The following is a 23,266-nucleotide window of genomic DNA, read 5'->3' as shown; positions in this document are numbered from 1 at the left end:
GGTTGTGATAATGTGGACTTTGCTTCTCGCTCACTCCATTTGATGGGGAGTACGATTTGCATCTCTCTCTGTCATGAGCGAGCGGAATTACTCTTAGATGAGGCGGTTCAACTGCTTTATCTCTATAAAAATCGCTTCAGTGCCAATGATGAAGACTCTGAACTTATGAGTATCAATCATCTGGCAGGAATTGAAAGCGTCTCAGTTCATCCAGAGCTTTTTGAGCTGATTGAGTTGGGGAAATATCACAGCCTAGCAGAAGGCAGCCACTTAAATATCACGATTGGCCCTCTCGTCCAGACCTGGCGGATAGGATTTTCAGACGCCCGTCTCCCAAGCAGGGAGGAGATTCAGCAAGCTCTAAGTCTGACTGACCCAAACTTGCTTGAGTTGAAGCCAGAAGATTGTGGTGTCTTTTTGACTAAGAAAGGCATGAAGCTGGATTTAGGTGCCTTGGCTAAAGGCTATATCGCTGATAAGATTAAAGACTATTTGATGAGTCAGGGAGTGACCTCTGCTCTTATCAATCTCGGTGGCAATGTACTAACCATTGGGCAAAATGCAGTCAGCCAGCGCGCCTGGCGGATTGGCATCCAAAATCCCAAACAGCCTCGCGGCAATCACTCAGCTATACTAGCGGTCACCAATCAGTCAGTGGTCACATCAGGAATCTACGAGCGAACCCTTACAGTTGAAGGGCAGAACTACCATCATATTCTGGATCGTAAAACAGGTTATCCTATTGAAAATCAATTGGCTAGTCTGACTATTGTTTCAGACAAGTCAGTAGATGGCGAAATCTGGACAACTCGCCTATTTGGTGAAAGTCCGACATCAATTCTGTCCCAGATTGAACAGCAAACAGGGATTGAAGTCTTGATAATCACCCAGGACAGTCAGCTCTTCTGTAGCTCAGGCCTTTTAGAGCAGATAATTCCTGCATCTTAATTCAAAAGTGATGAATTCGCTACAGCACTAAGCGGTAACTCTATCGCTCTAGCTTTTATAAACAATGCCCATTTAAAACGCCCTCTTTTTCTTCAGGTTTTTACTTGCCTTAAGAAAAATAAATGCACCTACTAGGGATTTGTATCTTCATTTCAGAAAGGAAATTTTATGTTAAAACTTATTGCAATTGTTGGAACAAATTCTAAACGTTCTACAAACCGGCAACTTCTTCAATATATGTCTAAGCACTTTGCTGACAAGGCTGAAATCGAGCTGGTAGAGATTAAAGATATCCCAATGTTTAATAAACCTGCTGACAGAAACGTCCCTGAGTTGGTATCAGAAATCGCAGAAAAAATCGATGCAGCGGATGGCGTACTTATTGGTACACCTGAGTACGACCACTCTATTCCAGCTGTGCTTATGAATGCTCTAGCTTGGCTTTCTTATGGTATCTATCCACTGCTGAACAAGCCAGTCATGATCACTGGTGCTTCTTATGGTACACTTGGCTCCTCTCGTGCCCAGTTGCAGCTCCGTCAAATATTGAATGCTCCAGAAATCAAGGCAAATGTACTTCCAGATGAGTTCCTGCTTTCGCATTCTCTTCAAGCTTTTGACCCAAGCGGAGATTTGGTAGATCTTGATGTTGTCAAAAAATTGGATGCTATCTTTGATGACTTCCGTATCTTTGTCAAAATCACAGACAAATTGCGCAACGCTCAAGAATTGCTTCGCAAAGATGCTGAAGAATTTAACTGGGAAAAATTGTAAGATAGGAGACCTAAAGAATGAAATTTGTTGGAATTGTAGGATCAAACTACGAACAATCATATAACCGAAAATTATTGGAATTCATCCGCCGTCAGTTCAAAATTAAATTTGAATTGGAAGTCTTGGAAATCGATGAAGTCCCAATGTTTAACCAGGATGAAAAATGGGATGAAAGCTTCCAGTTGCGTTATTTGTATAACAAAATTACACGTGCAGACGGTGTCATCATCGCAACTCCTGAGCACAATCATACTATCAGCGCTCCTTTGAAGAGTGTCTTAGAATGGCTCTCTTACGAGGTTCATCCTTTCGAAAACAAGCCTGTCATGATTGTTGGTGCTTCTTACTACGACCAAGGAACATCTCGCGCTCAAGTTCACCTGCGTAAAATCCTAGACGCCCCTGGTGTCAATGCTTACACTCTTCCAGGCAATGAGTTCCTGCTGGGCAAAGCCAAGGAAGCTTTTGACAATGATGGCAATATCACCAACGAAGGAACTGTGAATTTCCTTGAAACATGCTTAGATAACTTTATCAAATATGTAGAGGTGGTTTCAAAATTGAAAAAACCAAAACCAATCGAACCTGAAGACTTAGACTGCGGGAAACCAATCGCTACGACAATTACAGAAGTTGATCCAGATGATCCAGAATGGGTAGAAAAAGTCGCTGAAATCACTGGTGCTGTTTCTGGTGATACTTATGTCAAACTCGACCATGGTATCTTGACCGTTAATCAAATTGATATGTTCCTAAAAGCTATGCCATTTGAATTGACATACGCTGACGATAACAACCAATTCCTCTACTACAACAACGCCCACCAAGACCCAGACACCATGTTTGCTAAACGTGTGCCACCTCAATCAGGTAGCCGCATGTCAACCGTTCATGGTTCTCTTCCACCAGCTCGGATGAAGAATGTAGAGTGGGTTATCGGAACGCTTCGCAACGGAAACCAAGAATACGTACGTACAATCGTCCCAGGTGCACCTGCAGGCGTTATCAATACCCACAACTACCAAGCAATGTACTATCCTGACGGATCATACGCAGGTATCAATGAAATCGTCTTTAATTTCCAACCATGGCTCGACTGGTACTTAAAAGAAACTGGTCAACGTTTGGTTGGAGGCAGCGGACCATTTGCTCCTGCCGGAGGTCATGGAGACGCAGACGCTACTTCTGGTGCTTCTGATGCTGGAGGCGATGGAGGTCATGGAGACGGAGGAGCCGATGCGACATCAGGTGCTAGCGTTTAATCACATTACAAACAAAAAAGAATGGATTAAAAGTCCATTCTTTTTTGCTTTATTTCATTTCTTTGAAAGCTGCTTCTGCATCAGCATTACTGATAGCTCCAAACTGGATTTTACCGATTTTCCCTTGGCTGTCAATGAGAATTTCAGTCGGAATACTGCGGATCTGATAGGCTTGGAAAATTTCTCCTGAAGTGTCAAATAAAACTGGTACATCTTTATAACCTTGTTCTTGATACCATTTTGGAAATTCCTCGACTGACTTCTCTCCTTGGAGACCTGGTGCTACAACTGTCAAGATTTCAAAATCACGATCTGTTTTACCAGCCAATTCTACCAATTCTGGCATACTCTTCTTACAAGGTCCGCACCAAGAAGCCCAGAATTTTAGATAAACTTTCTTGCCTTTATAGTCAGAAAGTTTGACTGTTTTTCCATCCATAGACTGCAGAGTAAAGTCAGGTGCCTCTTGACCGACAGCTGCTTGGGTGACTGTGCTTGTCTGAGGGGTCTCACTAGATGAACTGCTGGTTGTGGGCATAGTCATAGGCTTCTCCTCCTGCTCCGAGCAGGCTGCCAAAAAGGCTACAGCTGACACAGTTGCTAATAACGTAACGATTTTTTTCATTTTTCTTTCTCCTTTTATCCAAAAAGTCCAGACAGGGCGTTAAGCTGCCCGAACATCAGCAAAATTCCCATCAGAATAATCAGGGCTCCGCCAATTTTCTTCATCAAACCCATATAAGGCTTGATTTTATTAAAATACTGCATAACAAAGCTAGATGCCAAAGCTAAGATTAAGAAAGGCAGGGCCATTCCCAAAGTGTAAATCAAGGTCAGAATTGCGCCCTGGAAAGCACCATTCCCACCCGAAGCTGCTAAGGCTAAGACTGAGCTGAGAATCGGACCAATGCAAGGAGTCCAACCAAAGCTAAAGGTAATACCTAATAAGAATGCAGACCAAAAATGATGTTTCTGGCCGTTCTTTTTGAAAGTCAAGCTCTTTTGAATCTGTAACTGGCGAATATTAATAAGCTCCATCTGATGCAGACCTAGCAGAATAATGAGGCCGCCCATCACATAACGAAAGGTCGAACTGTAAATAATAGTTCCTAAAAATCCGGCCCCAAAGCCAAGCAAAAAGAAGACCGTTGAGATGCCTGCAATGAAAAAGAGCGTTCTAACCATGCCTTGCCAAGCAAACTCCCGGCCGAATACTTTCAGGGTCTTGCCCTCCTTGTCATCCAGTAAAATACCAATATAAACTGGCAATAAAGGAAAAATACAAGGGGAAAAGAAGGACAAAATACCAGCTAAAAAAACTGAAACAAAAAATAAAGGTGATTCCATTTTCTCTCCTCTAACTACTTACGTAGAATATACATTCACTTATCATTATAAATGAATCTTATAGATTTTTCACAAATTTGCTACGGTAATTTTCTTGCAAACATGTCGAGAGTAGAAAGAGATAAAATTTCGCTTGATGAACAGCAAATCTAGTGCATTTTTTTTAAACAGTAAAAAGCCGGAGAAAATCCTACCGGCTTGAATATTTTAAAACTTAATAGACCTAATCATCTGTAACTAGTGGCAAATAAAGACTAATCTGGGTAAATTTATCTGGTTCGGACTTGATTTCCATATGGTAGTCTTCTCCGAACTGCAATCTTAAGCGTTGATCGACATTTTTCAGACCAACCCCACCTAAGCGAAGGAGAGTCACATCCATAGAGGCGTTGACATCAAAGCCTCGGCCATTATCATAGATAGACAGTATCAGCTGACCCTCTTCTGCTTTCGACTTCACCCGGATTATGCCCCGCCGGTCAATTTCCTTGATGCCATGGTAGATGGCATTTTCAACCAAAGGCTGAAGTACCAGCTTGGGCAGTTTATAATCAGCTATGGATTCATCCTCTTCAATCTCATACTGGAGCTTGTCACCATAGCGCTGCTTCTGGATGAAGAGATACTGACGAACGTGATCAATCTCATCTCTAAGAGAAATCTGTTCATGCCCTTGATTAAGCGCCAAACGGAAATACTGAGCGAGTGACTTTGTTACCTCAACAACACGCTTGCTGTCATTAAACTCAGCCATCCATACAATGGTATCCAAGGTATTATAAAGGAAATGGGGGTTGATTTGAGCTGAGAGAGCTCGGAGCTCATAGCGTCGGACATTTTGTTCTTCAGTCTTGACAGCTTCCATCAGCTGTTCAATTTGGTCCAGCATTTTATTGAACTGCTGAGCCAAGTCAACCAACTCTGGAGAACCCTTTGCTTCCGCTCGCAAATTTGAGTTACCTGCCCCAATCTTCAGAATGACAGCTTGTAGATTCTGCAGAGGCTTAATCCACAAACGCAGGACAAACCAAATACCAGTCAAGCACATCAGGAGTGCTAAAATGCCCATTCCAACAAAAGAATAAAGCATCTGTGACTGAAGCATCTGCAATTGCTCTAATGAGGCGACGCCAATTAAAGTCCAGTCGCTGTCCGCAATATCAATCTGGTAGACAAAAGCCTGTTTCTGGTCTGCGTAACCATCCTTGACCGAGATATAGGGCTGCATAGCTTTCATTTCCTGACTGGAGGAATAAACACTTTTCTTGGGATGATAGACAAATTCATGCTGGCTATTGACAATAAAGCTAAAGCCCTTCTTCCCTAGCTGAAGCCGATCCAGATAGGCTTTGAGACTGTTATAGCCGATATCCAAACGCAAAACACCGAGATTCTGCCCTGCTTCATCCACTACTTCCTGAGTGACGGAAACAACCCACTTCTCCTTCTCAGATGACAGAGACTCCTTGCGAGCAGGAGTCAAGACAGGCATGGCTTTGGTATGGACAGCTTCCTGATACCATTTTTCATTCATCATATCAGAGGATGTCTGCATACTGATTTGAGAATCTGTCGAGACCACGCGCCCGTCCTTGGTAACCAATACTGCCGACACCAAATCCGGATCTGTCTCAATGATGGTTTTCATCAAAGCCTGTACTGATGTTTCGCTGCTTTCTTGATTCTGAGCAAACTTACGAATCGTTTCTTCCTTGCTCAGTGTGGATGTAGTTTGTTTTAATTTTTGCAAATAGGAAGCAATGAACTGCCCACTTTGATCCATGCTATTACGCGTCGTTCGCTCTGTCAGCTGCCGAATAGTTCCCGAGCTAGTCTGATAGTAAAGACTCCCAACAAATCCCAAGAGTAAAAGAACCAGCAGAAAAATATAAACAATCAACTGGATAAGAAGCGGATATCGTTTCATTTCTCCTCTCCTTTTTTAAACTGCCGAGGTGTCAGCCCGACCACCTGCTTGAAGCGCTGAGAAAAATAGTTCATATCTTCAAAACCTGCCTGCTCTGCTATTTCATAAATCTTCAAATCTGTAGTCAAGAGTAAGAGTTTTGCTTTTTTCATCCGCTCTTGGATCAGATAATCCTGAAAGGGCAAGCCTAATTCTTTTTTGATAAGAACACTTAGGTAGGACGGACTAAACCCTAATTGGAAAGCCAAACTTTTCAGACTTAATTCTGAATCTGCTAGACGCGCGTGAATAGCCTCTTCCAACTCAGAACGGTGCCCCTGATCGACCAAGTTTTGAATCTGTGTTTTTTTACGTTCTTTATCGAGCTTGGTCCGCACCTTGGCCAACATTTCCTCAATATCATCCTTGGAAAATGGCTTGAGAAGATAGTCATCTGCACCTAGCTTAATGGCAGTCCGAGCATAGTCAAAATCATCATAGCCCGTCAGAAAAACGATATGGCAAGTAGGAACCTGATCTCTGACTAGCTTGGCCAGTTCGAGGCCGTTCATCTGTGGCATATTGATATCGGTTAGCAGGATGTCAGCAGGATTTTCCTGAAATTTCTTCCAAGCTTCTCTTCCATTTTCAGCCTTGGCAATGACTTGCATACCAAACTGTTCATAGTCTACCAAGGACGCAATTCCCTGTCTTACCAGATACTCATCCTCTACAATCATAATTGAATACACAAGATTCAACTCCTTATTTTTACTGGATTTATTATAGCAAATTTTCAATCAAAATGCTCTTAAACATAATCCAAAAGATAGCCGTAGCCCTTCTCTTCCATTTCAGCTTTTGGAATGAACTTAATTGACAGACTATTGATGCAATAGCGCAAGCCGCCCTTGTCCTTAGGACCGTCTGTGAAAACATGGCCCAGATGTGAATTTCCAACTCTGCTGCGAACTTCTGTCCGTGTCATATTGAAACTCTTGTCTTCTTTGTAAGTCGCAACATCTGGACTGATAGGACGTGTGAAACTGGGCCAACCGCAGCCTGAGTCAAACTTATCCTTTGATGAAAAGAGAGGCTCGCCTGTCACCACATCCACATAGATACCAGCATCGAACTTATCCCAATAACGGTTAGAAAAGGCCCGCTCTGTGTCATTCTTTTGTGTGACCGCGTATTCTTCTGGCGAGAGCTTAGCCTTAATCTCTTCATCGCTAGGCTTAGGATAGCGACTAGCTTCGATAACAGGATAAGAAGCTTGATTGACATCAATATGGCAATATCCGTTAGGATTCTTTTTTAGGTAATCCTGATGATAATCTTCTGCTTTGATAAAGTTTTTCAGAGCTTCTTTTTCGACAGCTAAAGGTTTATCATATTTCTTTGCAACTTCATCAAAGACCTGGTTAATAGTATCAAGATCAGCTTCATCCGTATAGTAGACGCCTGTCCGATACTGGGTACCCTGATCATTTCCCTGCTTGTTTTTAGAAGTTGGATCAATGATGCGGAAATAGTGAAGCAGGATTTCTTTGAGTGAGATCTTCTTGGCATTGTAAGTGATGTGAACAGTCTCAGCGTGACCAGTCTGGGAGACCAATTCATACTTGGTTGTATCACTTTTACCATTGGCGTAACCTGACACTGCATCAAGTACACCTGGCACGCGAGAAAAGTACTCTTCTACTCCCCAGAAACAGCCACCAGCCAGATAAATCTCCCGCTTATCTTCTTCCTTGACGTCTTCTTGCTTTTGTTGGGATACAGCTTCTGTCTTGCTCATAGAGGCTTTCTTAATCTGTTCAGGAGATGATTGCTTACCATTCCCTGCAATCACATAGACCAGTCCAAAGCAGACAAGCAAGCCAAGAAGAACCAGAAGAATCTTCCATTTTCCTTCCATGTTTATTGCTCCTTTCTACTTGATTTCTTTCAATGTTTTCTCAATATCTTCCTTGCTCATGTAGCCAATATGTGTCTTGGCAAGAGAACCATCGCTGCCTACGAAAAGAGCAGAGGGATAAGAGCGAATACCGTATTCTTTCAGCAATTCTCCCTTTGTATCCATGAGAACAGGGAAGTCTTTGTAATCCAAAGATTTGTACCATTCCTTGAAATCATCGGCAGACTTTTCTCCGTTAAAAGTCGGAGACACCACTGACAGGACAACATAATCTTTTCCTGACTGCTCCTTAGCCAAATCATTAGTATCTCCAAGAGTGGATAGACAGATAGAGCACCAAGAAGCCCAAAACTTTAGATAGACTTTCTTGCCTTTGAAATCAGACAACTTGTAGGTCTTCCCGTCTACTCCTTTCAGACTAAAGTCCTTGGCCATCTTGGTAGATTGCTCAGAATCAGCTTTTGTTTGCATATTGCTTTTATCACTTTTAGAAACTTCCGAGTTCATTTTCTGATTTGAACAGGCTCCCAAAAAGCCGACACAAAGCAGACTGACAGTCAATATCGATAACTTCTTCATCGTTTTCTTTCCTTTCAAAATAAGGAGAAAGCCGACAAAACTGACGACTTTCTTTCCTATGGTGGAATTCTTATTTGTCAGATGACATTTCGGATGAATCTTTCATGTCATCCTTCATGCTCGAATCGCTTGATTTCATATCATCTTTCATGTCAGACTTACTGTCGGACATCATAGAAGAGTCCTTCATATCATCCTTTTTCATTTTATCATCAGACATGCTGGAGTCTTTCATATCCTCCTTCTTCATGTCGTCTTTTTTCATATCATCTTTCTTCATCATACTACTGTCATCCATCTTCTTCATATCAGAATCTGATTTTTGATTAGAGCAGGCAGCTAGGACAAAGATACTAAGTGCAGCGATTGTAAGTGTAGTGATTTTTTTCATGATGTGTCTCCTTTAATTATATAATTTTTATCCAAATAATGATGCTAGAACGTTTAGATTTCCAAGCATTAGCAAAATTCCCATGAGAATGATGAGTGCTCCGCCGATTTTTTTAAGAGTTCCCATATAAGGTTTGAGTTTCGCAAAGCGCTGTAATACCCAGCCAGAAGCCAAAGCCATAGCTAGAAAAGGAAGTGCTAATCCAAGTGTATAAACCAACATAAGCAAACCTCCCTGAAGAGCGCCGTTGCCTCCAGAAGCTGCAATTGCTAAAACAGAACTCAGAACAGGTCCCACACAAGGCGTCCAACCAAAGCTAAAGGTAATCCCCAAGAGAAAAGCGTTAAGAAAATCACTTCTTTTGCTATTCTTTTTAAGTTGGATGCTCTTTTGCTTTTGTAGCTGCTGGATATTGATGATCCCCATCTGGTGAATTCCCAGTAGAATAACAATCCCGCCCAGGACGTAGCGAAACCAAGGGGCATAGAGGACTTGCCCCAAAGCACCAGCTCCATAACCTAAAACCAAAAACACAGTTGATAAGCCAGCTATAAAGCTGAGCGTCTTAGCTAGACCGTACCAAGAAAAATCCTTTCCCATAAACCGAACCGTTTTCGGCTGATCCGAATCCAGGAGAATCCCCACATAGACTGGCATAAGCGGTAAAATACAGGGCGAGAAAAAAGATAGAATCCCCGCCAGAAAAACAGAAATAAAGAACAAAAAACTTGTTGCCATTTCAAAAACCTCACTATCAATTTCTGACTCTAGTATAAAATAAAAATCCCTCTAAAAATAGAGAGAAAGATTTGAAAAAACTTGAATTTGATGTTATATTGCTTGAGATTTCTGGATTTAGCAAAAACATCCACCACATTGTGGCGGATGTTATCTATTAGCTCTCCATCTCAAAACGCTCACTCTTCTGCTTGTTTGGCAAAAAGAGCGACAGTAGGATTCCAACTAGAGCTGGCACCAACCAAGGCAGGGAAGCCTGAGCAAACGGAAGGGCATTTACCATATCATTTACTTTTGTAATATGGAACTGCTGCCCAAGAATACCCGCAAAGGAAATCAGTGTCACTGCTGCTACCGTCAATTGCATACCGATTTTAGACAGTGGCAAGAATTTATTGACAATGACAATCAGTACGATAACAATGGTAATTGGATAAAGAATTTGCAGTACAGGAACTGAATATTGAATAATAGCATTAAGGCCAAGATTAGCAATCGCAAACCCAATCAAAGTAAAGATGGTTGCGTAAACTTTATAAGACACCTTTGGGAAAGTTTTATGGAAGAATTCCCCAGTCGATACAATAAGTCCTGCTGTTGTCGTAAAGCAAGTCACAGTAACCATAGCTGCAAGGAAAATCTGTGCTGTAGGTCCAAAGATAGCCTGTGTCGCCTGCGATAGGACATAAACACCTGGATTGCCTTTGGCAATAATCTCAGCTGGAACTGGAAAATGATTGCCCAGAAAAGCCAAACCAATATACATGGCGCTAAAACCCAACGCTACCATCAAACCAACAACCCAGATGGTTGAAACATATTCCTTTTTATTCTTGAAACCTAGCTGGTTAAGAGTTGTTACTGCGATTACGCTGAAGGCCACGGAAGCCAAGGCATCCAAAGTGTTATAACCTTCCAAGAAGCCCTGTCCAAAAGCTGACGCAGAATAAGCTTGCGAAGCCTGCTGAGGTGTCGTTGTTCCGTATTTCAAAGCTCCTAGAATGACTAAGATAATAATCAAAACTGCAAAGACAGGCGTCAGAATACGTCCAATCCGATCCAAAATCTTTGAAGGATTCAAAGAAATCAGATAAGCCGCTGCAAAGTAAAGGGCCGTGAAAACAATCAATCCGATACCCGTCATGTTTTTAGACAGCATTGGAGCGATACCAACTTCATAGGCCACCGTCGCAGTCCGCGGAATAGCAAAAAAGGGCCCGATTGACAGATACAAGGATACAAGATAGACAATAGCGAACCAAGGCGCAATCTTTTTAGAAATCTCGTGGATATATCCCTTAGGATTGAGTGTCCCGATAATCAAAGTCAGAACAGCAAGTCCAACCCCAGACAGGACAAATCCTGCAATAGCCGGCCAAAAATGCTGACCAGATAATGTTCCAAGCGAAGGCGGGAAAATCAAGTTCCCAGCACCGAAAAATATTCCAAATAAGAGCAAGCCTGTCAAGGCACCTTTTTTAATCACAGGAATCTCCTTTAAATTTTTTATGCTTTATCATTATATACGGAAATATCCCGGTCCGCAAGACTTTTGAATTTTTCAGAATATTGATTCAAATCAAAAGGGCGTATCTGATTTAAATCGAATTATCTATCCGAAATTTTTGGCAAATTCCTCACTTATCCACAGATTTTTTGGATATTTTGAATTTTTTAAAACAAAATAACTTTTTTTGTTTTAAATCGTAATCTCTTTCCTTATCAATCTCTTCTTTACCTATCTTTCTTGAGTGGCTCCTTTATGTTATACTAAGAGAAGAAAAATTAGAAAGAGCTTACCTATCTCTTTGTCTATTTTATGTTGACTTCGCTTCCTTTCCCTGTTTATTTATAGGAGGATTTATGTCCAAGATTGTTTCGAAACGCGTATCCAACTACGAACTCTTTTTTGACTTATCCTTTGTCTTAGCGATTAGTCAGATGACTTCTGCCATCCATATCGAACCTTTGAACTGGCAGCAAATTCTTGCTTTTATTACAATCAACATTGTCATGATTAGCATTTGGAATAACGAAGCTTATTACTATAACAAATACGGCGACTCGCGCATGATTGACATTTACTCAGTGATTTTTCTTATGCTTTGGGTAGGAAATCTGGCTCTCAATATCAATTTTGATTTAGAAGTCCTTGCCAATAACCAGCTTACCGTTATCGCCTTTAATTGTTTTCTGATACTTGCCTACCTGACCATTGCCCTCCAATATTATCTCAAGGGGCGAAAGCTAGGATTTAATCGGGTCATGAAGTTTCATATCAACTTCTTGCTTATCTATTCTATCACTCTTCTGCCGCTAGCAACCACTCTGATTCCTTTTTCCCTTTCTGTTTTTCCAGTCTACTATCTTCCTCTGATTTTGCCCCTTTTTTTCAGAAAAGAACTCTTCACAGATCGCTTCAATTTCGCTCACTTTCTGGAGCGTAAGCAGCTTTTGACAATTCTGACTTTTGGCGAATCCGTTGTTACCATTATCCGCACCTATCCCCTCACTCAATATCCTTTGGAAGGTGTTGTCTTCTTTCTCGGTTTAGGTTTTCTCTTTGTTTTTTATATTGTCCAGACCTTTATCAATGTTAATCGCCATCAAAATGCTTCACCATTTCTGCTCCACTATGCGCATTTGATTATCATACTGAGCCTCATGTTTCTTACTCTTGGTCTCCAGTTCATTGCCAATAAAGCCCATCATGAATTAGGAACTTATTTTTTTATCTTTTCCATTCTGGCCTTTTTCATCGGGACTTTAGCAACTTCTTGGTACAACCACGACTTCTACCAGATTGATAAAAAGCTGATTGGTCAGTACTCTCTTATCTTGTTTATTTCTTGCTTCTTATTCTATATCCTGCGCCATAACCTTTTTCTGCTAGGCCTGTCCTTAGTCATTTCGACTTTTTTGATGCAGCAGACCGGTATGCGCTACCGACGCTTAATGCGTGAGAAATACAATATCGTGCATCCCGATCCAAAACAAAATAAAAGAGATTTTTCATAGTAAAAAGGTTGAGAAATCTTATCTCAACCTTTTAAAAACGGCTATAAATCATTTAGCAATCTTTACACATCGCTAAATCTTCTGTGCTTAATTTCGAATTCAAAAAAGTTCTTCTCTTGAAGCATATGGAAAATATCTCGATAAGCCTCCTCATCAAAATGATGTCCCAAATACAGGATTTCAAAACTTAAGCCTTCATATTCCAGAAAGGCATTGGTCGTTCGAAAGCCGTTACGCTTATAGAAGTCCATACGTGCTTGACGTTGCTCTAGATTATCACATTCTTCATCGACACGTTCTACCTCTAGAACCATGGTTTTTTGATAAAACTCTGTCAGTTTATGAATAATTTCTCCCCCATAGCCATGGCTGCGAAGGTGCGGCATAATCGCAAAGAAGCTGACATAGAACATTTTTTCGTTATAAACTGCAAAAGCAAAACCTACAAATTCTTCCTCATTGTAGAAGGCGAAGAAATTAGACTGCTTATCGTTTGTATAACGAAGAAATTCGCTGATAGGAACCCTTTCCTCTACAGGAAAAGCTTCGCGATTTAAGGCCTCAACCTTATCCAAATCAGGAAATTCTGCTGTAATAATTTGACTCGTTAAAGACATTGCTACCTCACTTTGCTTATATTCTAGCAGTTATCAAATGATTTAGCAAACCTTTTAAACTTCTTCCGCTTTTTTAGAAAATTGACTCTGGTAAAGGTCATAATAGAATCCTTTATCTGCCAAGAGACTCTCATGATTGCCTTGCTCGATAATCTGACCATCCTTGAGTACCAAAATCTTATCTGCTTCTTGAATAGTTGACAGACGGTGAGCAATAACAAAACTGGTCCGACCCTGCATGAGTGTTTTCATAGCCTTCTGAATCAAGAGCTCCAGCCGTGTATCGACAGATGAGGTCGCTTCATCCAAAATCAGAATCTTAGGATCTGCTAAAAGCGCTCGTGCAATCGTAAGCAACTGCTTTTGACCCAGCGATATATTGCTGGATTCTTGGTTCATTTCCATATTGTAGCCGCCTGGCAAGGTCCGGATAAAGTGGTCGACATTAGCCGCCTTGGCCGCTTCTACAATTTCTTCATCAGTGGCTTGCAAATTGCCAAAGCGAAGATTTTCCTTGATAGTCCCTTCATAAAGCCAGGCATCCTGCAGCACCATACCGAACTGTTTGCGGTAGTCCTGGCGGGTAAGGTGACGTATGTCATGCCCATCAACTGTAATCGCGCCTTTGGTCACATCGTAGAAACGCATAAGAAGATTAATCAGTGTGGTCTTACCAGCACCAGTCGGACCTACAATAGCCACCATTTCGCCTGGTTTGACTTCCAGATTGAAATTCCGAATGAGCGGCTTGTCTGCCACATACTGGAAGTCCACATCCTTGAAGCTAACCTGACCTGTCAGATCTTGATCCAGCTTTTCTGTCTTATCATTGACTTCATCTGCTTCGTCCAGCACTTGGAAAATCCGGTCCAAAGAAGACTTGGCACTCTGCAGCTGACCTGCTAACTGAGTTAGGTTTTGAATGGGCTGGTTAATCTGCCAGACATACTGAACAAAGGCTTGCATATTTCCGACTGTCAAGCGCCCAGCGATAACCTGAAGACCGCCCAGCAGAGCCAGCAAGAGGTAGGTCAGATCTGAAATAACATTCAAAACAGGCATCATCAAACCAGAGATAAAACTGGCTTTAAAACCCACTTTCTGCAAATTTTGCGTAATTTGACGAAAATCCTCCTGGGAGCTTTCTTCTCTGATATAGAGCTTCAAAATATTAAAGCCTGTCAAATTCTCCTGAACAAAGCCATTCATAGCTCCTAGTGCATCTGCCTGCTGTTTAAAGTAAGGCTGGGATTTCTTCACGATAAAGCGGGCACTAAGGTAGGTAATCGGAATCGAGATTACCACAATTATACCCAACTGCAGATTGAGTACCAATACCATGGCAATGACCAAGATTAGAGTAAAGACTGCGTTGATAACCTGCAGAAAGGACTGCTGCAAGGCATTGGAAACAGCTTCGACATCACTGGTAAAACGCCCCAGCAAGTCACCAAACTGGTGCTTATCAAAGTAAGAAACGGGGATGCGATTAATCTTATGACTAAGTTCATCGCGCAAGTCACGAATGGTAGCCTGCACTGCATTGGTCATAAAGTAATTTGAATAGTAAGAACCGATTTCATAAAAAATTGCCCGCACAAAATACAAGACCATGACCCAGCCAACATAGGACACATTAATCTGGGCACCAGCCACACCTTTAGCCATATCCAGCAAATTATTTGTCAGTTCAGTAATGGCTAGACCTAAGACAAAGGGCTCGACGACACTCATAACGACGCTGAGGATTTTGAGGAAGATCGCAAAGGCGACTGCAAACTTATAAACTTTTAGATAGCTCCACAGGCGAGCAAAACTAGATGTGTTTTTCATATCAGTCTCCTTTCTATTCCTCTGCCAAAGATTGATTTTTCAGCTGCGAATCCGCAATTTCACGATAGATATCGTTGGTTTCCATTAGTTCTTCATGCTTCCCGCGTCCAACGATTTCGCCCTGATCCAAGACAATAATCTGGTCAGCGTCCATGATGGTTCCCACTCGCTGGGCTACAATCAGCACCGTTGCCTGACCTGTCACTTCCTTGAGGCGACGACGAAGCACCGCATCTGTCTTATAATCCAGAGCAGAAAAAGAGTCATCAAAGATATAAATATCCGGCTTTTTGACCACCGCTCGGGCGATAGAGAGCCGTTGCTTCTGCCCACCAGATAGATTGCTGCCTCCTTCGGCCAGATGAGTCTCAAAACGCTCTTCCCGACTCTCGATAAAGTCCTTGGCTTGAGCAACCTCAGCCGCCTGACTCAGCTCCTCTTGGCTAGCTTCTTCCTTCCCATAGCGTAGGTTTGCTGCGATGGTTCCGGTAAATAGCAGAGCCTTCTGCGGAATAAAGCCAATCTTCTGACGAAGAGCTTTCAGATTGTACTCACGAATGTCCACACCGTCCACTAAAATCTTACCTAGTGTTACATCGTAAAAGCGCGGAATCAGCTGCACCAGTGTTGACTTCCCAGAACCAGTTGAACCGATAAAGGCAATAGTCTCACCCGGCTTGGCCTTGAAGGAAATATTATGCAGTACAGGACTCTCCGTCTCACCCGGATAAGCGAAGGTTACATTGTCGAACTCCAGATACCCCTGCGTATCTGTCTCAGTTATACCATCTTCATTAGGATTGATTGAAATAGGCATATCCATAACTTCTTTTAGGCGTTGACTCGATACCGCTGTCCGTGGATACATGGTAAAGAGATTGGCCAAGAAGAGGAAGGACAGTAGGGCGTGAAAGCTGTATTCGATAAAGGCAACAAGATTTCCGATTTCAAGACTGCCGTCCCGCAAGGGGTCAAGGGCAAACCAGACAATGGCCACAATCATCGCAATAATAATCTGCACAAAGAGTGGCTCTGTCAGACCAGTCAGCTTAAAGAGCTTATTGGAGTTTTGCGCATAGACCTCATTTTCATCAGCAAAACGCTTCTCTTGAAATTCCTCACGCGCAAAAGCTCGTATAACACGCAGACCAGTCAGATTTTCCCTTACATACTGATTAATCTTATCAAGGGTCTTCTGCTGCTTTTCAGACAGGGGCTTGGTTTTAACCGCTACATAAATGACCACGACTGCCAAGAAAGGCACTGAAACAGCTACAATCCAGGCCAAAGATGGACTAGTCAGAAAAATCATGAGAATACTGGACAGCATCATCATAGGAGTAATGACACCCATTTTAAGGGTTTGCTCCGCAAACTGCATGAGTACAAAAGCATCCGAAGTCAAGCGCGTGACCAAAGAAGACACTCCAATCTGCTCATATTCATGATGAGAATACTCTTGCAGCTTGGCATAGAGATCATTGCGCATGTCCTGCACCATGGTCGTCGTTAGCTTCCCAGCCGCATAAGCCAGAACGATTCGCCCCAGCACTCCTAAGATAATAACGCCAAACATCACCCAAGCCCAGAAAAAGAGCCAGTCTGTCTGCTTAGGATTGATTCCCTCATCAATCATTCGAGCCAGTACCGTTGGCAACCCTAGATTGACGATTACAAAAAAGATTGCCGCCACAAAATCCAAGACTAGCCACTTAGGATATCTCTTCAAATAAGACCAAATGTATAACATAACTCCTCCTTCACCATCTATTCAAAAATAACTCACTCTAAAGCACCCAAGTGCTTTCTAAACACAGAAAAGAGCGCGCAAATGCACGCTTTAATATGAATATTATAACAAAAATATGAAGTAGGGTAAAGGTCATTTCAGACTTTTTTCTCGCCTAGTATCAGCCTCATAAATGACTGTCAGCAGCAAACTGCCTGAAAGCAGACTAGCTACAGTTTTAATTGCTTGACTTATATAGAAAAACAAACCTAGTTTTCACTAGGTTTGTAATTTCTTATCTGCAAGAAGGTCTGAATCTAAGAGTAATTTAAGTTCTTACCCAGCACAAACTTGTCAGACTTGCCATTTTGCTGACTGGTTGGCCGGCTCAAATCCATCACTTCTGGTTTTCAAAGATTGATGTTCTGAAATCTTTAGTCTGATCAAGGTAAGCTTTGAAGACTGCTTTTTTAAGCTTATGGACAGCACTGTCATGTTCTGGTTTATAGCCACTCCAAGAATACCAATTATCATTTGCATCTTTGAGTACGGCTTCATCCATCAATGCCTGCAACTCTCCCACGGTACTTATAGTCTTGGTAGCATAACTTGTCCATGGTTGTCTCGTATCATCAAATGTGACCTTATTCAAGCTGTCGAACTTGTTTTTACGTTCTTCATACATAGCCTTCTTAAACTCGGTCCAATTATTAAATTGACCATTGAAGACCTTACGTAAAACCAATTCATCTGTTACCAGACCTCTGGTCTTACCATAGATACTGATTGTTTTTCCATTTTGCTTGGCATCATCTTCATACTGATTAGAGATATAAGGGACCATGCCATCTTTGAATCCTTTGGCTGCCAGAAGCTCATAAGCCATACGTCGTCCCATAAGATCACCAGGCGTTCCTTTTTCACTGCTTAAAGCCGAATAAATCGGAGAGAAGAGTTTAATCGTATGGTAGCCATTTCTTTCTACATCACCATTTTTGTACTCACGCGCTGAAAGAATATCATTTTCAATGAGGCTGTCGAATGAGTTTAATTTTTGCGCATCCGCCATTGTAATATTTTTTATCACATTCGTTGCGTAAACATCATTTCCATCAGCATCTCGGGCATATTTATTCTCAACTTTTCTCAGCACGTTCACTTTCTGCACATCGGACAGACGGTTCACGATTGACATCCCTTCTAGGTACTCCAACATATAAATGACATCAAACATGTTGTGAACATAGTTTTTCAAATCATCCGCATCTCTGAATCGTTCAGTTGGATCCAGGACTTGCAAACGAGATTTTTCAGTCGCATCATTTTTGTCATATTTGAGAATTGAGTTGACTGTGATTGTCGCATCATCTGGATGGTCCGGTGCTTGCAACAAGCCCTTGGCGAAGAATTCAGGACCAAGACCGCTTCTCCTTCCATATCCGCCTAAATAGATCTCGTTATCAGAATCATGCGTCATTTCATGGGTATAGGTAATGGCTCCGTCCTTGTCAAGCATACGATAACCCATGTAGTAAACACCGTCACCTGTAGCGTAAGCTCCATGCTTATTGTGTACGACCTTGTTTCCAACCGGCCCAAAGAAATACTTCATAGCTGGATTAGAACTGTCAAATTGCTCCTCTGCTGTAGCCTTGCCAACAGTAGTGTCATCACCAAACTTATAGGCATCATAGAGCAAGATATTTCGATAGAGCTTTTCACGTCCCTGCTCGTCTAATATTCTGTACCAATAATCATAATGGTCGCGTTGGCGTTTTGCGGTTTCCTGAGCATTATCCTCAACAAACTTATTGAGTTCTGCTCCCGCTCTGTGCTCATTATTTCTATATCTGTCATAGGCGCCAAATCCAAGACTGGATATAGTCGATATGACAAAGACTGATCTTTCAGGCATTGTCAGCAAAGGTAGAACCATATTTCGGTATTTCCAAGTGTCGCTGGTAATTCGATCATATACCCCGATAGAATACTTGCTGCCAGCCTGCTCTTGTTTGACCCTCACCTCATCAATAGCTGATTTTTCTTCAACGATATAAGCCTTGCTTTGCTCTTTGAACCATTGATTATTCGTTTTGTTTGGTAAAAATACTTCTCGGTAATTGGCAAGCGTGCTAAACAAATCTTTTGTTGCATTATTATTTGCAAGGCTAATGCTATAGGCATCTACGTTGTTCTTGGCTAGAAGATTGTTAAAGCCAGATTTCCCTAATTCAATGATTGTGTCTAGCGATGATACATTACCCTTACCAAAGAAATCCATGTGGTACATGACTATGTCTTTGACATTCACGTCACCATAGTTAAAGTTGTACCAGCGCTCTAAATAGGTCAAGCCTAAAAGCAAGGCTTCCTTATTGCGTTTGATTTTATCAACGACGTAACCATTAATCGTATGATTTTCGCTGGCAATAACTGCATCAGCCGACAACAGTTTTTCCAGTGTATTTGCTAGATTTTCCTTCGTTTTGGCAAACTGCTCTTCTAAGTATAATTCCGTTAATGAAACGTCTGAAGAAATACCTAGGGTGTTTCTGATAGCCTCTGACTGATAATCGACCGCTTTCAAATCAGGTAAAACTTCATTGATGATCGAACTATGACTATGCAAGAATTGATTTGGCGTATAGATGAGTCCTGTATCGCCCACGCGATATTCTGCTAACTTACTAAAGTCAGATTGGTAGGTGAGATCTAGTATTTCAGATGAATGATCCTGATAGTGCAGCAAGAGCTTATTAGCCGCCTCCTTATGTGAAGCAATATCTGTAATCACTTCATTATCCTTCATCATGACTGCAGATAGGACTACTTTTTCATGCAAAGCGCTATCTTCTTTTACCAGATTACCGTATTTGACAATGGTTGCCTTATTATAAAAAGGCAGTAATTTTTCAATATTCTTATATGCTAATGCTCGACTGGCTTGATAGTCTTTAACCTTAGAGAAATCACTTTCTATATTTCTGCTAGTCAGTAAGCTTTCGACTTTCGGTACAGCAAGAGAGTTGATTTCAGATTTCTTACTTGCGATTTGAGAAGCATCAACCAGCGTCCCTCTCTCTTCAAGAGATTCCTTGGTTACGACCTCATCCTTTTCAAGAGTCACTTTGTAGACTCTGTTGTCCTTGTTGCTATATGAGTCAGTTATCCTCATTCCTCGATAGTGATAGCCACTAATCGCATTTCCGTTCATAACATTGACATCGCTAAGAACATTATGCAATCTTCCAGCGTGTCTCTCTTCGCTAGAATCTCTATCCCATAAGTAGCCAGCCACACCAGCAACGCTGCCAAAGCGCTTGACATTATTAATTTGGCCCTCAGCGTAACTATTGCTGATAAGCGCATCTTTCTCGACAAGACCTGCAAGGCCGCCGACAGTTTGGTTTGTGCTATCCGCATTTGACGAGATGGTAATTGTAGCTTTTGACTTATCGACTACTGCATTGATGCCAGTCAGTTGACCTACTAATCCTCCGATATTGTATGGTGACCTCGTTTCATAGGAGTTGACAATTCTTCCCTTGAAACTGCTATTGGTAATCTTAGAATTATCTGCCTTCCAGACCAAGCCACCAATGCCACGTTCACCAGCCAGAACACCGTCTACGTGGACATTGTTAATCCTTGTTGCATTATTGGCTTCATTTGCAAGGGCTCCAATATCAGTTTTCCCTGAGATATTTACATCTTTAAGAGCTAGATTTTCTACGGTAGCAGCACTCAATGTATCAAATAAAGGCTTCTTCAAATTATAAATAGCATAATTTTTTCCATCTTTGCTGCCAAATAGCTTACCAGTAAATCTACCATTTATATAACTGCTAGCGCCATTTTCTAGTTCGACCTCATTGGCATTCAGACTAGCACCTAAATAATAGGTTCCATTGAGATCATTATTTATAGCTTGAACCAAGTTACTAAAGGAAGTGAAGTTTGTGACTTCTCTCTCTGCCTTTTTAGCTAGATAGAAAGTAAAATTGTCCTCGTACTTATTGTCAACGTCCTGTTTTAATTTTTCCGCACTTGCTGTAATTTTATAAACCGGCTGGCCATCTTTCGTGCTATCGACTATTGAAGAAATCGGCAAGAAGACATCTTTAAACTTAGATGATTTCACTTTCACGAAATAATTCTCTTGATTGCTTGGAATGGCATCCAGAGAAACATGCTGCTTGTATTTTCCATCAGTTAGACTATACAGCTCTACATCAGATACATTTCTTAGCTCGATATTCTTTTCTGGTTCTTGCTTCTGCTCTTTCGGCTCTTGAGCTTTTTCAGCAGGATTTTGCGCTTCTGACGCCGCTGGTTCGATGTTTCCAGTATACTCTTGCGGAGGTTCTACCTGTTCAGGTTCAACAATCGCTCCGGCTTGGACATCTGTATACTCAGGTAATGGAGCGACCTGCTCAGGTTCCACTACCGCTCCGGCTTGGGTTCCTGTATATTCAGGTAATGAAGACACTTGTTCAGGTTCTACGATTGCTCCTGCTTGCACTTCTGTATACTCCGACAATGGCGTAACTTGCTCGGGTGCTACTACTGCACCGGATTGCGTTCCTGTGTATTCAGGCGACGGGGTGACTTGTTCAGGTTCTACTACTGCACCTGCTTGAGTCCCCGTATACTCTGGTAAGGGTGTAGCTTGTTCAGGTGACACTACTGAACCTGCTTGAACACCAGTGTATTCAGGCAATGGAGTAACTTGTTCGGGGGCTACTACTGCACCAGATTGAGTTCCTGTATATTCTGGTAATGAAGACACCTGTTCAGGTTCAACAATTGCTCCTGCTTGAACACCAGTGTATTCAGGTAATGGAGTAACTTGCGCAGGTTCTACTATTGCCCCAGATTGGACACCTCCAATCTCCGGTTCAATTTGTTCAGGCTCAACGATGGCTCCAGATAATGTACCTCTATACTCAGGTAAGGAAGCCGCCTGCTCAGGATCAACGATTGCACCGGATTGGACGCCTGTGTATTCTGGTAATGGTGCGACTTGCTCAGGTTGAACCAAGTTAGAAGCTACTGGTTTGTCGCTAGGCGCGTCAAGTTTTTTAGTCCCTTTTTCCACTATTTGAGGAGTTGCTTCCTCTATTTTTGTCGAAAGAACTTCCCTAGAAACTTCCGCATTATCTACTGTGAAAATCCGAACGACTTCGATTTTACGGCCTGGTTTGCCTTCTTTTTTTACTCTTACAGTCCCCTCGGCTAAATCAGGATTCTCTTGTATTTGTTCTCCAAAGGCTATCTCAGTTTCAATAGACGTTTCTTTGTATAATAGTTCTGGTTTAACTACTCGGCCAGACAAGACTTCATCTTGAGGCTCAATTGTATTGACGCCAACCGTTTGATTTTTCAGCCCATTCTTATCTAAAGAAAGAGAATAATCAAGCTTCTTATTTTGGTTTAAAGTTTCTTTATCTAGATTAGCATTCTGCTGATTATCAAGAATCTTATTACCTAATAATTTTTTAATCGATTCATCTTTTATATAGCCAACATAGGTATAACCTGAGATTTCACTTGGTGACGGCAGACTTTCCCCAGCCGACACTTGATATTCCGCATTATACTGTAGCAAGATCCCATTTTCCAGCGCATCAACGGATAGTATCAAACCTCCTCCGACACCAGCACCCACCAAAACAGTCAATAGGAACTTGTTTTGAACCTTTCTTTTTGACACAACAAAAACAACAAATCCTATCGTCGTTAACAGACTAGCCGTCATCATAGTATTGAAATTGTTATCATCGCCTGTATTCGGTAACGTTTTTGCTCCAGAATTTGAGTTTAACCTGTAGACAAGATAGTAAGTCTCCTCGTTGCTTTCTGACATTTTAGGAAATCCACTTACAATCAACTCCTTTTCTTGCGGAGTTATTTCAGTATCTGTCACGTATTTATAGTGTACATTCACCTTTTCCTGCGCTTGAACAGAGTCAACCCCAAAGATAGACACAAAAAACAAACTAGAAATAGCAGCCGAAACAAGCCCGACAGCTAATTTCCTAAAAGCAAACCGAGTTTGCTTCTCCCCAAAAAACTTTTTCATAAAATCCCTTTCAAATTATTCTAAAAAGAATAACAAATCCTTTAAACCATAGAATGAGCAACAGTAAGCCATTGCATTCATTCATCTGAATCCCCCTAACAAAAATTCCCTAATCAACAAT

The 23,266-nt window shown here is 41.6% G+C and carries 17 protein-coding genes; 4 read left to right on the top strand and 13 right to left on the bottom strand.

Going from position 1 to position 23,266, the window contains the following annotated elements; translation table 11 throughout:
- Positions 1–12: 12 nt before the first annotated feature.
- The 3 genes from SSV_RS05120 (at position 13) to SSV_RS05110 (ending at position 2,984) form a co-directional block, all read left to right on the top strand.
- Positions 13–948 (top strand): FAD:protein FMN transferase, encoded by a 936-nt coding sequence (locus SSV_RS05120; protein WP_072073951.1) that lies wholly within the window; start codon positions 13–15, stop codon positions 946–948.
- 168 nt (positions 949–1,116) lie between these two features.
- Entirely contained in the window at positions 1,117–1,722 is a 606-nt protein-coding gene (locus tag SSV_RS05115) for an NADPH-dependent FMN reductase (RefSeq protein WP_002904465.1), read from the top strand.
- A gap of 17 nt (positions 1,723–1,739) precedes the next feature.
- Positions 1,740–2,984, top strand: coding sequence for an NAD(P)H-dependent oxidoreductase (locus SSV_RS05110; RefSeq protein WP_072073950.1), 1,245 nt, complete (start codon positions 1,740–1,742; stop codon positions 2,982–2,984).
- 49 nt (positions 2,985–3,033) lie between these two features.
- Here the strand turns inward: SSV_RS05110 and sdbB are convergent, their stop codons facing one another.
- The 9 genes from sdbB to brnQ all read right to left on the bottom strand — a co-directional run bounded on the left by sdbB (position 3,034) and on the right by brnQ (position 11,352).
- Positions 3,034–3,609, bottom strand: coding sequence for a thiol-disulfide oxidoreductase-associated lipoprotein SdbB (gene sdbB, locus SSV_RS05105; protein WP_072073949.1), 576 nt, complete (start codon positions 3,607–3,609; stop codon positions 3,034–3,036).
- A 14-nt stretch (positions 3,610–3,623) separates the two neighbouring features.
- On the bottom strand, positions 3,624–4,331 hold the full coding sequence (ccdA2, locus tag SSV_RS05100; RefSeq protein ID WP_072073948.1) for a thiol-disulfide oxidoreductase-associated membrane protein CcdA2: 708 nt from the start codon (positions 4,329–4,331) through the stop codon (positions 3,624–3,626).
- 223 nt (positions 4,332–4,554) lie between these two features.
- Positions 4,555–6,258: a cache domain-containing sensor histidine kinase gene (locus tag SSV_RS05095; protein WP_072073947.1), complete on the bottom strand. Its 1,704-nt coding sequence runs from the start codon at positions 6,256–6,258 to the stop codon at positions 4,555–4,557.
- A complete protein-coding gene (locus tag SSV_RS05090) occupies positions 6,255–6,989 on the bottom strand; it encodes a response regulator transcription factor (protein WP_072073946.1) in 735 nt (244 codons plus the stop codon). The genes SSV_RS05095 and SSV_RS05090 overlap by 4 nt, the downstream gene beginning before the upstream one ends.
- Before the next feature lie 59 nt (positions 6,990–7,048).
- Positions 7,049–8,158 (bottom strand): peptide-methionine (R)-S-oxide reductase MsrB, encoded by a 1,110-nt coding sequence (msrB, locus tag SSV_RS05085; protein WP_072073945.1) that lies wholly within the window; start codon positions 8,156–8,158, stop codon positions 7,049–7,051.
- 15 nt (positions 8,159–8,173) lie between these two features.
- Entirely contained in the window at positions 8,174–8,737 is a 564-nt protein-coding gene (locus SSV_RS05080; RefSeq protein WP_072073944.1) for a redoxin family protein, read from the bottom strand.
- 70 nt (positions 8,738–8,807) lie between these two features.
- On the bottom strand, positions 8,808–9,128 hold the full coding sequence (locus tag SSV_RS05075) for a hypothetical protein (RefSeq protein WP_002909792.1): 321 nt from the start codon (positions 9,126–9,128) through the stop codon (positions 8,808–8,810).
- Positions 9,129–9,155: 27 nt separating this feature from the next.
- The gene (gene ccdA2, locus SSV_RS05070; RefSeq protein WP_072073943.1) at positions 9,156–9,866 is read right to left on the bottom strand and encodes a thiol-disulfide oxidoreductase-associated membrane protein CcdA2; all 711 of its coding nucleotides are present in this window, start codon (positions 9,864–9,866) and stop codon (positions 9,156–9,158) included.
- Positions 9,867–10,023: 157 nt separating this feature from the next.
- Positions 10,024–11,352, bottom strand: coding sequence for a branched-chain amino acid transport system II carrier protein (gene brnQ / locus SSV_RS05065; RefSeq protein ID WP_072073942.1), 1,329 nt, complete (start codon positions 11,350–11,352; stop codon positions 10,024–10,026).
- A 377-nt stretch (positions 11,353–11,729) separates the two neighbouring features.
- Here brnQ and SSV_RS05060 point away from each other — a divergent pair, with 377 nt between their 5' ends.
- Complete coding sequence (locus SSV_RS05060) at positions 11,730–12,884, top strand: low temperature requirement protein A (RefSeq protein WP_072073941.1); 1,155 nt, start codon at positions 11,730–11,732, stop codon at positions 12,882–12,884.
- 62 nt (positions 12,885–12,946) lie between these two features.
- Here the strand turns inward: SSV_RS05060 and SSV_RS05055 are convergent, their stop codons facing one another.
- The 4 genes from SSV_RS05055 to SSV_RS05040 form a co-directional block, all read right to left on the bottom strand.
- On the bottom strand, positions 12,947–13,501 hold the full coding sequence (locus SSV_RS05055) for a GNAT family N-acetyltransferase (RefSeq protein WP_072073940.1): 555 nt from the start codon (positions 13,499–13,501) through the stop codon (positions 12,947–12,949).
- Between the two features lie 54 nt (positions 13,502–13,555).
- Positions 13,556–15,334 (bottom strand): ABC transporter ATP-binding protein, encoded by a 1,779-nt coding sequence (locus SSV_RS05050; RefSeq protein WP_072073939.1) that lies wholly within the window; start codon positions 15,332–15,334, stop codon positions 13,556–13,558.
- Positions 15,335–15,347: 13 nt separating this feature from the next.
- Positions 15,348–17,084: an ABC transporter ATP-binding protein gene (locus SSV_RS05045; protein WP_072073938.1), complete on the bottom strand. Its 1,737-nt coding sequence runs from the start codon at positions 17,082–17,084 to the stop codon at positions 15,348–15,350.
- A gap of 376 nt (positions 17,085–17,460) precedes the next feature.
- Entirely contained in the window at positions 17,461–23,145 is a 5,685-nt protein-coding gene (locus SSV_RS05040) for a ZmpA/ZmpB/ZmpC family metallo-endopeptidase (protein WP_072073937.1), read from the bottom strand.
- Positions 23,146–23,266 lie beyond the last annotated feature (121 nt).

The sequence above is a fragment of the Streptococcus sanguinis genome, assembly GCF_001078705.1.
Classification (GTDB): domain Bacteria; phylum Bacillota; class Bacilli; order Lactobacillales; family Streptococcaceae; genus Streptococcus; species Streptococcus sanguinis_D.
This window is presented reverse-complemented; position numbering and strand designations above follow the sequence as displayed.